We start from the raw sequence: 13,071 nt of genomic DNA, 5'->3' as shown, positions 1-13,071 counted from the left end.
ACAATGAATCAAGACCACATTTAGCTTTAAAAATGAAAAAGCCAGTTGATTTATATGCAGCTTAAACTATATTTACAATGAATTATTAATGAACCCAACTGTCAACCTATATCAGGACAAGACATACATCATTCTACATTCCTAATTCTACATTCTACATCCCCAAAACTACTCCGGCACATACTCATCACTATGCCCCATCAAGTGATTACCACTTAGCCAGTTCGGGAAGATTTGCATGTGCTTCTCCTTGATTAGGTTCATGACGGTTTCACGCAATTCGTTCAAATTGCTCTTTTGCTCGGCAGAGATAAAGACGGTTTTGGGTTGGTTGGTTTGCCAGTGGGTTTGCTTCAAAAACTGGGTCACGCGGTCCATCTTGCTCAATTCGGGCTCTCCGTCCTCATTCAAGGCTGCGCCTTCAAAGAAAACGTCTTCTACCGGGAATAAATCAATCTTGTTGAACACTAAGATGGTTGGCTTATCGCCAGCTCCCATTTCATTCAAAATCCCTTGTACAATCTCAATCTGCTCCTCAAAATTCGGATGAGAAATGTCAACGACGTGCAAAAGTATATCGGCCTCTCTCACCTCATCCAAGGTGGATTTAAAGGATTCAATCAACAGGGTAGGGAGTTTACGTATAAATCCTACGGTGTCTGTCAGAAGGAAAGGAATGCCTTCCCAGCTTACCTTGCGTACCGTGGAGTCTACCGTGGCAAATAATTTATTCTCAGCAAATACATCGGCCTTGGCTAATTTTTGCATCAAGGTCGATTTACCTACGTTGGTATATCCCACCAAAGACACGCGCACCATGCGGTCGCGGTTCTTACGCTGAGTATAGGTTTGTCGGTCTATAGCCTCCAACTTTTCTTTCAAAAAGGCTATGCGGTCATTGGCAATACGACGGTCAGTTTCCAATTCCTTTTCGCCTGGACCACGCATACCCACACCACCTCGTTGCTTGGAAAGGTGAGACCACATACGGGTCAAACGAGGTAACATGTATTGGTACTGCGCTAATTCCACCTGGGTTTTAGCCTGTACCGTTTTGGCTCTTTGTGCAAATATGTTCAAGATCAACAAACTACGGTCCAAGACTTTCATCTCCTTACCGCACAATGAAATCTCGTATTCAATGTTTCTTACCTGTGAGGGCGATAAATCATCGTCAAAGATGAGCATGTCCACATCTTTGTCAACCACATAACGGATCACATCATCCAATTTCCCTTTACCCACATAGGTACGGTTATCTGGCTTGGCTAGTTTTTGAGTAAAACTTTGCAAGGTCAGAACCCCTGAGGTAGAGGCCAAGAATGCTAGCTCGGCCAGGTATTCTGCCGTTTGCTGTGCATTTTGTTTTTGAGTAGTCACGGCCACTAAAACGGCGGTTTCTTGCTCTTTATCAGTACTGTAACCTTTTTCTTCTCCCATATATAAGCTAAAAAAAGCCTTCCCGTTAAGAAAGGCTTTTTCAAATTAAGCAATTCTATTTTATAAGCCCTTAATTAATTTCTCATTAAGCACTACGTAATCATCATTTTTTGCGGCTTTCGCCAATTCAATGGATTTCAAAGCCGTTGCTTTGGCACCCGCTTTATCACCCATTTTCGCTTGAATCTTTGCTTTTAAATGGAATACCCAAAAAGCACTTGGATTCGATGCGGTAGCTTTCGTAGCCCATTCCAACGCCTTGTTTAAATCACGTCCAGTCTCAAAATAGTAGGAAGCAGATTCAAAATAGGGTTTGGTATCAGCACTCATTACCTGCTCAATGGAAGCAGCAATCTTAGCATCAATCTCCGTTTCTACCGGAATAGAGACGAAAGTCTTTTCCCAAGATATCTGTATGAACATCTTATTGGCTGCAACTAGTTCAAATTGGTATGCCAAAGATTCCACAGGATATTGCAAAGTAGCTGTTGGCACAGAAACCGTCAATACATTTTCCTCTGGGTGATAATTGAAAACACCGTCTGTTCCTTTGTTGAAGATAATTTCCCAAGATCTCTCAGTAGGATTAATCATCAATTGGTAAGAACCTGCTTTCAAGCTTTTGCCCATGATTTTCACATCTTCACCAAAAGTCACTTTGGTAGGAGCATTGGCACCCGCTCTCCATAGTTTTCCGAATGGAACGATATCACCAAAAATCTTACGGCCACGTAGGGCAGGGCGAGAATAAGTGATCTCTACGGATGATAAAGAAAACTCTTGTTTAATGGTTTGCGTAGGACTAGGAGTAGGGACTTTGAATGATTGCGCATTCGCATTCATTCCTAATACAGTCAATACCAAAAACAAAATGATCTTTTTCATAGGATTAAGCAGATAAGGCCTCAGCACCACCTACGATCTCAAGGATCTCGTTGGTAATAGCGGCTTGACGTGAACGGTTATATTCTAATTTCAATGCTTTAATCAATTCACCGGCATTGTCCGTAGCCTTATCCATGGCTGTCATACGAGCACCATGCTCAGAAGCATTGGACTCTAATAAAGCACGAAAAATGGACAATTTGATGGATTTTGGAATCAATTCGTTGATGATTTCCGCTTCTGATGGTTCAAAAATATAATCCACTGCAGAAGGTTTTACATCACCGATATTGCTTTCTTGCAAAGGCAATAATTGTTCGGTACGAATGATTTGAGTCGCTACGTTTTTGAATTCGTTGAATACGATTTCTACTACGTCGTATTGTTTTTCGGCAAAGCCATTCAATACATTTTCACCAATCAAACGCACATTGCCAAAATTCAATTTGGTATAAATATCTTGGTGAGCGGCGTTCAGCTTGTAGCCTCTACGACCTAAATATTCACCCCCTTTTTTACCCAATGGCATGACTTCTACATGACCAGCTTGGTGCAAAGTGGTATATTTTTGTTGAATTAAAGCGATGGTTGCTTTACCAATGTTCGCATTAAATGCACCACATAAACCACGGTCAGAAGTCACCACCAAAATCAATACGTTTTTAATTTCACGTACTTCAGTGAATGGATTCTCTTTTCCTGCATCCGTACGTCCTGATACTGTCGCAATCATTTCTGATAACTTCTTAGAATAAGGGCGCATTTGGACAATGGCATCAGTGGCACGACGCAACTTCGCTGCCGAAACCATTTTCATGGCTTTGGTGATTTGTTGCGTCGAATTAACTGAAACGATTCTATTTCTTACTTCTTTTAAGGAAGCCATACGATTCTAATTTTTTAAACTGCGTATTTAGCTGCTACTTCATTTCCTACACGCTTTAGTGTAGCTGTCAAGGTATCATCAAATTTACCTGCTCCTAAAGCATCTAATGTTGCTTTTTCAGTAGCACGTAATACTTGGATGAAATCTTTTTCAAATTCACGTACTTTCTCCACAGGTACTTTATCCAAGTTACCAGTAGTAGCCAAGTAAATCATCGCTACTTGATCTTCTACACGTTGTGGAGAGAATTGAGGTTGTTTCAACATCTCTAAGTTACGACGACCACGGTCGATCGTTAATTTAGTAGAAGCATCCAAATCAGAACCAAACTTAGCAAAAGCTTCCAATTCACGGAATTGAGCTTGATCTAATTTTAAGGTACCTGCAACTTTCTTCATGGACTTAATCTGTGCGTTACCACCTACACGAGATACCGAGATACCTACGTTGATCGCTGGACGAATACCCGCGTTGAATAAGTTAGACTCTAAGAAAATCTGACCGTCCGTAATCGAAATTACGTTGGTAGGGATATAAGCAGAAACGTCACCTGCTTGTGTTTCAATGATCGGAAGAGCAGTTAAACTACCACCACCTTTAACCAAATGCTTGATGGAATCTGGTAAATCGTTCATCGAACGCGCAATAGCATCCGAAGCATTTACTTTAGCTGCACGCTCCAATAAACGAGAGTGAAGGTAGAATACGTCACCTGGATATGCTTCACGTCCTGGTGGGCGACGAAGTAATAAGGACACTTCACGGTAGGCTACAGCTTGCTTAGAAAGGTCATCATATACAACCAAGGCAGCACGACCAGTATCACGGAAGAACTCACCAATCGCTGCACCTGTAAATGGAGCGTAGAATTGCATTGGAGCTGGATCTGCCGCACTCGCCGAAACGATAACGGTATACTCCATAGCACCTGCTTTACGCAATGTTTGTTCTACTTGTTTGATGGTAGATGCTTTCTGACCGATGGCTACATAGATACAGAAAACAGGCTCACCTTTATCGTAAAATTCTTTTTGATTAATAATCGTATCAATACAAACAGCTGTTTTACCTGTTTGACGGTCACCAATAACTAACTCACGCTGACCACGTCCTACGGGGATCATGGCATCGATCGCTTTGATACCTGTTTGAAGAGGTTCTGTTACTGGTTGACGGAAAATTACCCCTGGTGCTTTACGCTCCAATGGCATTTCGTATAAGTCTCCCGTGATAGGACCATTTCCGTCGATAGGCTCACCTAAGGTGTTCACTACACGACCTAAAATGCCATCACCCACTTTAACCGAAGCAATTAACTTGGTTCTCTTTACGGTATCGCCCTCTTTCACCAAAGTGGATTCGCCTAATAATACGGCTCCCACATTGTCTTCTTCTAGGTTCAATGCCAAGGCTTTCAATCCGTTTTCAAATACGATCAACTCACCTGCTTGTACATTGGATAACCCGTAAATACGAGCTACACCATCACCCACTTGGAGTACGGTACCTATTTCTTCTAATTCTGCTTGGGTCTTAGCCTGAGATAATTGCTCCCTAAGGATGGCTGAAACTTCGTCTGGTCTTACTGATGCCATGTTAAAATGGAGTTTTCTGGGATGTTAAATACTTATTTTGAACTAAATTTTCGGGTGCAAAATTAGTTATGAAATTTCAATATTCCCATAACTTCTGCAAAAAATGTATGAATTCATAAGACTTTTTTTAGATACTCGCCGTTAGGTCAATATCCATTCCGTTAAATGGCGTTAAAATAATTGAGAAAGAGTCATTTTTCTGTATCTTAGAGCCTTTGTTTGACTATATTAATAAATTCTATGAAATTTCCATTGATTCAATTAACGACTATTCTTACTCTTTCTGTTCTATCTTTTTCCACTTTTGCTCAGACAAAACCTACTGCCAAAGCAAAAGTAGCTACTAAACCCGCTGCTTCAGCTTCTAAAGCGAAAGTCGCCATGCATGCCGGGTCTCATTTTGCTAGTACGCTTGATTCTGTTTCCTATGCTGTAGGTGTATTGGTCGCTCAAAATTTCAAATCACAAAACGTAGTCTTAAATCCTGAAACCGTAGCCAAAGGCTTTGCCGCAGCTTCGCAAGGTAGCACTTTAAGCCTCAGCGAACAAGAATGCCAAAAAGTAGTGAACAATTTCATGATGCGTAATCAGGAAAGACAAATGGCCGAAGGTGCCAAACAATACTTGCCGAATAAAGAAGCTGGCGAAAAGTTTTTAGCCGAAAACAAAAAGAAAGCGGGAGTGTTAGTTACACCGAGCGGTTTACAATATGAAATCATCAAAGCAGGAGATGGTACTAAGCCTACATCTGCCGATAAAGTGAAAACCCATTATCATGGAACTCTGATTGACGGTACCGTGTTTGATTCTTCTGTGGATAGGGGTGAGCCTATCTCCTTCCCAGTAACAGGCGTAATTCCTGGTTGGGTAGAAGCTTTGCAAATGATGCCAGTAGGTTCTAAATGGAAACTATACATTCCTCAAGAATTAGCTTACGGTATCCGCGGTGGTGGAGCAGCCATCAAACCTTATTCTGCTTTGATTTTTGAAGTAGAACTTATTGCTATCGAAAAATAACATAACGCATCTCGGTATATGAAAAAGATACTGCCTATTTTAATCCCTCTATCACTTTTGGTGGTGTTGTTTTTGCACGGCAAAAATCAGACTACTTTTCCTTCCACCAAATCCGTGGTGTATCAGGAAGGTGATTTACAGCCCACCGATACCCAGCGCAAGGTGGAGCGATTGGTCTTTGGTATCTTAAGTAATTACCATTACCGCAAGATTCCGGTGAACGACTCGCTGTCGTCCAAAATCTACGATGCCTATCTCAAAGAGTTAGACCCTAATAAGGTGTTCTTCTTAGCTTCTGACATTGATGAATTGGAGAAATACCGTTTGACCATCGACAACCAATTGAACGATGGCGATTTGACTTCAGCATTTGCTATTTACAATCGTTACCAGCAGCGCATGAAAGAGCGTTATGCTTATATCGATCAAATCTTGCAAAAAATACCTGATTTTACCGTGGAAGAGACCTATCAGCCAGGTAGAGAAAAGGCTACATGGGCGGCTTCCAAGGAAGAGCTCAATGACTTTTGGCGCAAAGATGTGAAAAGACAACTGTTGGATTGGAGAATTTCCGGTAAAGCAGATACCACCGCCTTACGTGAGTTAAAAGAGCGTTACAAGCGTTCCGAAAAATACATGGCACGTACCCGTTCGGAAGATGTGTTCCAAGTATTCATGAATGCCTATACCGAAAGCATTGACCCACATACTTCGTACATGATTCCTCGTACAGCTCAGGCATTCAATACCGACATGGCTCAAAGCTTTGAGGGTATCGGTGCTACGCTTCGTTTGGAAGGAGATTATGTGACCATTCAGGATTTGATTCCAGGAGGCCCTGCCTTTAGAAGTAAGCAAATCAATCCCAAAGACCGCATTATCGGTGTGGCCCAAGGAGATGATGGCAGTTTTGTGGATGTGATTGGTTGGTTTACCGATGATGCCGTGAAGCTGATTCGTGGACCGAAAAACACCGTGGTTCGTTTGAAATTATTGCCTGCGGGTGCTGGTACAGGTTCTCCAGGAACAGAGGTTCGTTTGGTTCGTGAGAAAATTAAGTTGGAAGAACAAACCGCTAAAAAAGAGATTTTGACCTATAATCAGGGGGATAAGAAAATCAAATTGGGATTAATTACCATCCCGATGTTCTACCGTGATTTTGAAGGAGCGCGTAAAAGAGAATCGGATTTTAAATCCACTTCCGCTGATGTGAAGAAATTCTTAACCGAGTTCAAAACAGAAGGAGTGGATGGTTTGATCATTGACCTACGTAATAATGGAGGAGGTTCTTTGATTGAAGCTGTGGATTTAACGGGATTATTCATTCCCAAAGGTCCAGTAGTGCAAAGAAAACAATCCGACGGTCGGATTACTCAAGAAGTTGACAAAGATCCTGAGCAATTCTATGATGGCCCTATGGCGGTTTTAATCAATCGTTTTTCGGCATCTGCCTCAGAGATTTTTGCAGCAGCTATTCAAGATTATAAGCGTGGCATTATTGTAGGAGAGCAATCTTATGGTAAAGGCACGGTGCAGTCGGTGGTGGACTTAGATAATTACATGAACAACGAGAAAGAGCCAGTAGGTCAATTGAAAATTACCTTGGAGAAATTCTATCGTATCAATGGTAGCTCAACACAGCATAAAGGAGTAAGTCCAGACTTTGCTTTACCTTCGGCCTTTTCAGCAGAAGAATTTGGAGAGAGCTCACAGCCAAGTGCTTTGCCTTGGGATATGATTCCAGCTACTAACTATCAAATTACGCCCAACATCAATCCTGGATTAATCAATAAGATGCAGTCAAGCTTCCAAGCACGTTTGAAGTCTAAACCAGATTTGATCAAATTGAAAGATGATTTTGAGCGTTGGAAGAAAATCAAGGAATTGAATTCTATTTCCTTGCAAATCGACAAGCGTAAGAAGGAGTTGGATGAGCAAAAGAAAAAGCCAGATGAGTCTCAAGCTGTGATGGATAACATTGCTGCTTCAGCGGCTGATACTCCAGAAGGAGATAAAGACAAAAAATCATCGACAGCAGATAAGCATGCGAAAGATGTGTATTTAAAAGAAACACAACAATTATTGGCGGATTGGGTCTTAGGGCCACTACCTACCAAAGTAGCGGCTAAGCCTTCTGCAAAGAAATAATGGCAGATTTAGCAAGAATTTTAGAGCAATCATTGCCTGTGGTTCGGGAAACGGGCCAATGGATACAATCCATGGTCAATCAGATCGCTATAGAACATATTCAATATAAAGGCAAAAATGATTTAGTCTCTTTTGTGGATCAAACGGCTGAGGCTAGATTGAAAGAAAGCTTGTCGGTCATTTTTCCGGAAGCAGGATTTATTGCCGAGGAGTCAGCCTCTGATTTTTCGGAAGTTGGAGATGGGTATTATTGGGTAATTGACCCTTTGGATGGAACCACCAATTTCTTGCATCAATTGCCTATTTATGCCGTTTCTGTGGGTTTGATTTATCAGAAACAACCCGTTTTGGGCATGATTTATGAGCCTAACCGGGATGAGTTGTTTTATGCAGTACAAGGAGCTGGGGCACATTTGAATGGTTTACCTATTCAGGTTTCTTCCCAACCCACACTTGAAAAAAGTTTGTTGGCCACAGGTTTTCCTTACCATGATTTTTCCTATCAAGACAAATATTTAACCCTCTTGAAGGAACTCATGCAAAAGAGTCATGGTTTGAGACGTATGGGCGCTGCGGCCATTGACCTAGCCTATACTGCCTGCGGACGATTTGAGGGTTTTTTTGAAGCCAATCTAAAACCTTGGGATGTGGCAGCAGGTAAAATCATCATTGAAGAAGCAGGAGGGAAGGTAAGCAATTTTTCGGGCGGTTCGGATGTGATTTTTACGGGTCAAATTATTGGAGCAGGGGCTATTTTTGAAGAATTTTTAGGAACTTTACAAGTGCATTGGAAAAACTAATCTGCTCATGGAAAAAATCATCATCGGTCTCGTATTTTTAGGAGCTCTCGTATACCTTGGGAGAATGGTCTATCGGATGTTTTTTTCCAAACAAGTGGGTTGTGCCAAAGGTTGCGGAACTTGTTCTGCGATGCCCACGGAAACCAACAACCCCGTTTAAGCTTTGAAAGAGACGTCCAGCGGTAAAATAGTCGACTTACACATCATTCGCAGAATTTATGGGTTTATCCTACCTTATAAATTCCGTTTTTGGTTATTGGTATTTCTGATTTTATGCATGGCAGGTGTTTCGCCTGTAGTTCCTTTGCTCATCCGCTATACGCTCGATCATTACGTTGATGTAGCACACATGCAAGATCTTCTGCGCATGTTTTTCATCATGCTTGGTTTTCTATTTTTACAAACAGGTTTACAATTTTCCACCAGTTATTTAGCGGGTTATTTGGGTCAAACGGTTATCCGTGATATACGAGTGACCCTGTATCAAAAAATCATCAACCTGCGTTTGGCCTTCTTTGATGCCACGCCCATTGGCCGTTTGGTCACAAGAACCGTTTCTGATATAGAGACATTGAATGATGTTTTTTCTGAAGGTCTAGCCTCCATCGCTGGGGATTTATTGCAATTGTTTTTGATTGTCGGTGTCATGTTTTATACCGATTGGCGTTTAACCTTGATCATTTTAGCTACGGTTCCTTTCATGGTTTTGTCGACCTACATTTTCAAAGAACACATCAAAAAGTCTTTCAATGAGGTTCGTTTGGCCGTGGCTAATTTGAATTCCTTCGTACAAGAACATATTTCTGGGATGATGATTGTGCAATTATTTCATGCTGAAAAAAGGGAATTGCACAAGTTTCAAGAAATCAATAAAGAGCATCGTGATGCCAATATCAAGAGTATTTGGGCTTATTCGGTCTATTTCCCAGTAGCGGATGTGATTGCCGCTGTGGGAACAGGTTTGGTGGTGTGGATGGCTTCGACCTATATTTTGAAAGAGCAACAAAGTGTGGGGACTTTGACGGCTTTCATCATGTTCATCAACTTGTTTTTTAGACCCATCCGTATGTTGGCCGACCGCTTCAATACCTTACAAATGGGGATTGTTTCTACGGAAAGGATTTTGACTCTCTTGGATTCAAGGGATTATATCCAAAATAATGGGACACATTTGGCCGACAAATTGGAAGGAAATGTGGAATTCAAGGACGTGACTTTTGCGTATAATGAGCCAGAATGGGTAGTTCGGAATGTGAGCTTTGAGGTGGAGGCAGGTAAAACCTTGGCAATCGTAGGAGCTACGGGGGCAGGTAAATCTTCCATCATTGGTTTATTAAGTCGGATGTACGATTGTCAATCCGGCCAAATCCAGATTGATGGTATTGCCTTGACTGACTATGAAATTGGGAGTTTACGTAAAAACATAGCAGTAGTATTGCAAGACGTATTTTTGTTCAGTTCCACGATAGCTTATAACATCACCCTGGGAGACGAATCCATTAGCCAAGAAAAGATGGAGGAGGCCGCCAAAGCCGTGGGAGTGCATGATTTCATTATGTCCTTGCCAGGAGGTTATCAGTATCAGGTGATGGAAAGAGGGGCAACCTTGAGTGTGGGCCAGCGACAATTGATTTCATTTGTTCGGGCTTTGGTACATGATCCTAAGATTATCATTTTAGATGAGGCCACTTCCTCGGTAGATACAGAAACAGAATTGATGATTCAGGAGGCCATAGCCACCTTGATGAAAGGTCGTACTGCCGTGGTGATTGCTCACCGATTGTCCACGATACGCCATGCTCACCAGATTTTAGTGATGGATAAAGGGGAGATTAAAGAACGAGGAAATCACGATAATTTGATTAAAAAAGACGGTTTATACGCCCAATTATATCATTTACAATTTAGTAAAGCAGTTTAATTCGGACGTACGCACAATTATGATTACCTTTGCGCTCTTATGAAGTTGAAAAATTTAGTATTGATTCTTTTGGTAGCCGTGATTGGCTTAAGTTCTTGTGGGAAATTTGAGAAATTCCGTAAGAGTGCCAACGTGCCTGCCAAATATAAGGCCGCTGTAGATTATTATAAAAAGAAGGATTTTGCGAAGGCAGGAATTCTTTTTGATGAGATTTTGCCTTTGTTGAAAGGTGATTCTACGCAGGAATTAGCCACTTTTTATCAGGCTTATTGTGATTTCAATACGGGTAATTATACCCTAGCCAATTCTCATTTTAAGAAATTTGCGGAAGTATTTTCTCGTAGTGAATATGCCGAAGAGGCTATTTACATGTCGGCTTTTTCTTTGTACAAAGATTCTCCTAACTATAATTTGGACCAAACAGGGACATTGTCGGCCATCAACGAGATTCAGAGCTATTTAAATAATTACCCAGATACCAAGTTTAAGGAAGAGTGCAGTAATATCATTCGGGAATTGCGTAAAAAATTAGAGCGCAAAGCCTATGAAAAAGCGCGCTTGTATTATAAGACATCGCCTTTCAATATTGCTACGTTGAAGTCGTCGGTGATTGAGATTACCAATTTTCAGCGTGATTTCCCTGATTCTGATTACAGTGAAGAAATGGCTTATTTAAAGGTTTTATCTCAATTTGAGTTGGCGAATAGCACCATTGAGATAAAGCAAAAGGAACGTTATACCGATGCATCTAAATTTTATTTGGAGCTAGTAGATAAATATCCGAACAGCAATTATTTGAAATTGGCTGAGAAGATGTACACGAAAAGTGTCGAAGAGGTAGCTCGTATTACCCATTTGGAAGAGGAGTACAAGGCGGCTGTGGAAAAGGAGAAGGCAAAAACCTCCAAATTGGCCACCAGTCCTCAATAGTTTTTACCAAAAATTTAGTCTAAATTTGCAATCTTAAATTTATAGAGATGTCTAAGATCCAAACAAACCCATCGATCATCACCCGTGATGTAGATAAAATTGCCGAAAAGACGGGAAATGTGTACGAATCAATTTCCATTATTTCGCAAAGAGCGCGTCAAATCTCTAGTAAGATGAAGGAAGAATTATCAGGTAAACTTTCTGAGTTTGCATCTTCAGTAGATAATTTAGAGGAGATATTTGAGAACCGCGAGCAAATTGAAATTTCCAAATATTACGAGCGTATGCCTAAGCCTTCGGCTTTAGCTATCGACGACTTTATGGCTGATAAAGTTGATTTTCGTATACGTGAAGAAGGTACAGACGAAAAATAATTTTATTTCGTTTGATTTCTAACCATGAAATCTACTCCCTTTTTTCTGAGCTTAATCTTGTTGCTAACTTCCTGGGGACTTCGTGCCCAGGAGTTACAAGCAACGGTGACCATCAATACCGAGCAATTACAGCTCGATCAGCAGCGCGGAAGCAATCAAATCTATCCGGAATTACAAAGGACCATGCAAGAATTCTTGAATGGAAGGCGTTGGTCCAACGATAATTTTGCTCCGGAGGAAAAAATCAAAGTCAACATCAATTTACTCTTGACCAAAGCCACCTCGCAGGGCGACTTTGAGGCCAATGCCCGTGTGCAAGTATTACGACCAGTCTTTGGGACATCCTACGAAACAATTGTATTGAATCTCATAGATAAGAATTTTAATTTCAAGTATTTGTTGGGTATGCCCCTGACTTACAATGACAATTCCTATATTGAGAATTTAAGTGCGATGTTGGCCTATTATGCCTATTTGGCCTGTGCTTATCAATATGATTCCTTTGGCAAGATGGGAGGGGATATGTTTACGCAGAAGTTGTTTAACTTGACTAATTTGGCTCAAACCTCTGGTACAGGCTGGGGCGTAGTGAATGATGTCCGTAGCCGAGTGGCCATCTCCGAGAGTTTAATGAACCAGCAATTACAGGGTATCCGAGAGGTGAATTATACTTACCACCGATTGTTATTGGATACTTATAAAGTTCAACCGGATGAGACCCGCAAAGGGATTTTGGACTTGTTGAATCAAATCCGACAAATCAATCAAATTCGCCCAGGGGCTGCCAGTATCCGCATTTTCTTTGATGCTAAGGCCGACGAGATTTTCTCCATCATGGATGAAGCTAGCCCTAGCGAGCGCCAGCAGGCCTTTGCCTACCTCAGTTTATTGGACCCCATCCGTACGGAGACGTATAGGAAGTTGATAAGGTAGGGAATTTTTTATTTAATTTTTTCAAGCAATTTGTTAAGGCAACCTGTTGAGGTAATTGGTCTAGAGAATCTCAAGTTGATTTGACATTGATATTGACTTTGTCCTTGACTTTGTCCTTGAGATTTGTCAAATCTTGAAGATT

General features: G+C 41.2%; 12 protein-coding genes. 8 read left to right on the top strand and 4 right to left on the bottom strand.

The window, feature by feature from the left end:
• Nucleotides 1–168 precede the first annotated feature (168 nt).
• Genes hflX through atpA form a run of 4 tightly spaced genes read right to left on the bottom strand, consistent with a single transcriptional unit; the run spans nucleotide 169 to nucleotide 4,806 of the window.
• Entirely contained in the window at nucleotides 169–1,440 is a 1,272-nt protein-coding gene (hflX, locus tag EWU23_RS03850) for a GTPase HflX (RefSeq protein ID WP_166228976.1), read from the bottom strand.
• 60 nt (nucleotides 1,441–1,500) lie between these two features.
• Entirely contained in the window at nucleotides 1,501–2,325 is an 825-nt protein-coding gene (locus tag EWU23_RS03845) for a DUF2911 domain-containing protein (protein WP_166228974.1), read from the bottom strand.
• A gap of 4 nt (nucleotides 2,326–2,329) precedes the next feature.
• Nucleotides 2,330–3,211: an ATP synthase F1 subunit gamma gene (atpG, locus tag EWU23_RS03840; RefSeq protein ID WP_166228972.1), complete on the bottom strand. Its 882-nt coding sequence runs from the start codon at nucleotides 3,209–3,211 to the stop codon at nucleotides 2,330–2,332.
• A 14-nt stretch (nucleotides 3,212–3,225) separates the two neighbouring features.
• Nucleotides 3,226–4,806 carry a F0F1 ATP synthase subunit alpha gene (gene atpA, locus EWU23_RS03835; RefSeq protein ID WP_166228970.1) on the bottom strand — a complete coding sequence of 527 codons (1,581 nt, stop codon included), beginning with the start codon at nucleotides 4,804–4,806 and terminating at the stop codon, nucleotides 3,226–3,228.
• A gap of 240 nt (nucleotides 4,807–5,046) precedes the next feature.
• On the opposite strand from atpA, the gene EWU23_RS03830 reads away from it, so the two are divergent.
• From EWU23_RS03830 to porD, 8 genes are read left to right on the top strand one after another with little or no spacing between them, the layout of a single operon-like run.
• The gene (locus EWU23_RS03830; protein WP_166228968.1) at nucleotides 5,047–5,823 is read left to right on the top strand and encodes an FKBP-type peptidyl-prolyl cis-trans isomerase; all 777 of its coding nucleotides are present in this window, start codon (nucleotides 5,047–5,049) and stop codon (nucleotides 5,821–5,823) included.
• Nucleotides 5,824–5,841: 18 nt separating this feature from the next.
• A complete protein-coding gene (locus tag EWU23_RS03825; RefSeq protein WP_166228966.1) occupies nucleotides 5,842–7,971 on the top strand; it encodes a carboxy terminal-processing peptidase in 2,130 nt (709 codons plus the stop codon).
• A complete protein-coding gene (locus EWU23_RS03820) occupies nucleotides 7,971–8,771 on the top strand; it encodes an inositol monophosphatase family protein (RefSeq protein ID WP_166228964.1) in 801 nt (266 codons plus the stop codon). The genes EWU23_RS03825 and EWU23_RS03820 overlap by 1 nt, the downstream gene beginning before the upstream one ends.
• Before the next feature lie 7 nt (nucleotides 8,772–8,778).
• Entirely contained in the window at nucleotides 8,779–8,931 is a 153-nt protein-coding gene (locus EWU23_RS03815; RefSeq protein WP_166228962.1) for a FeoB-associated Cys-rich membrane protein, read from the top strand.
• A gap of 3 nt (nucleotides 8,932–8,934) precedes the next feature.
• Nucleotides 8,935–10,692, top strand: a complete 1,758-nt coding sequence (locus tag EWU23_RS03810; protein ID WP_166228960.1) for an ABC transporter ATP-binding protein — start codon at nucleotides 8,935–8,937, stop codon at nucleotides 10,690–10,692.
• 39 nt (nucleotides 10,693–10,731) lie between these two features.
• On the top strand, nucleotides 10,732–11,622 hold the full coding sequence (locus EWU23_RS03805; protein WP_166228958.1) for an outer membrane protein assembly factor BamD: 891 nt from the start codon (nucleotides 10,732–10,734) through the stop codon (nucleotides 11,620–11,622).
• 56 nt (nucleotides 11,623–11,678) lie between these two features.
• Complete coding sequence (locus EWU23_RS03800) at nucleotides 11,679–11,996, top strand: DNA-directed RNA polymerase subunit omega (protein WP_109325079.1); 318 nt, start codon at nucleotides 11,679–11,681, stop codon at nucleotides 11,994–11,996.
• Nucleotides 11,997–12,020: 24 nt separating this feature from the next.
• On the top strand, nucleotides 12,021–12,929 hold the full coding sequence (gene porD / locus EWU23_RS03795; RefSeq protein WP_166228956.1) for a type IX secretion system protein PorD: 909 nt from the start codon (nucleotides 12,021–12,023) through the stop codon (nucleotides 12,927–12,929).
• Nucleotides 12,930–13,071: the final 142 nt, after the last annotated feature.

This window comes from Aquirufa beregesia (assembly GCF_011090385.1).
Lineage (GTDB): Bacteria > Bacteroidota > Bacteroidia > Cytophagales > Spirosomataceae > Aquirufa > Aquirufa beregesia.
The sequence above is the reverse complement of the archived record's forward strand: the minus strand, read 5'-3'. Positions and strand labels throughout refer to the sequence as shown.

Coding starts and splice junctions, on each gene's coding strand:
- atpA (WP_166228970.1), bottom strand. CDS start 4,806: ATGGCATCAGTAAGACCAGACGAAGTTTCAGCCATCCTTAGGGAGCAA.
- porD (WP_166228956.1), top strand. CDS start 12,021: ATGAAATCTACTCCCTTTTTTCTGAGCTTAATCTTGTTGCTAACTTCC.
- atpG (WP_166228972.1), bottom strand. CDS start 3,211: ATGGCTTCCTTAAAAGAAGTAAGAAATAGAATCGTTTCAGTTAATTCG.
- EWU23_RS03815 (WP_166228962.1), top strand. CDS start 8,779: ATGGAAAAAATCATCATCGGTCTCGTATTTTTAGGAGCTCTCGTATAC.
- EWU23_RS03805 (WP_166228958.1), top strand. CDS start 10,732: ATGAAGTTGAAAAATTTAGTATTGATTCTTTTGGTAGCCGTGATTGGC.
- hflX (WP_166228976.1), bottom strand. CDS start 1,440: ATGGGAGAAGAAAAAGGTTACAGTACTGATAAAGAGCAAGAAACCGCC.
- EWU23_RS03845 (WP_166228974.1), bottom strand. CDS start 2,325: ATGAAAAAGATCATTTTGTTTTTGGTATTGACTGTATTAGGAATGAAT.
- EWU23_RS03830 (WP_166228968.1), top strand. CDS start 5,047: ATGAAATTTCCATTGATTCAATTAACGACTATTCTTACTCTTTCTGTT.
- EWU23_RS03820 (WP_166228964.1), top strand. CDS start 7,971: ATGGCAGATTTAGCAAGAATTTTAGAGCAATCATTGCCTGTGGTTCGG.
- EWU23_RS03825 (WP_166228966.1), top strand. CDS start 5,842: ATGAAAAAGATACTGCCTATTTTAATCCCTCTATCACTTTTGGTGGTG.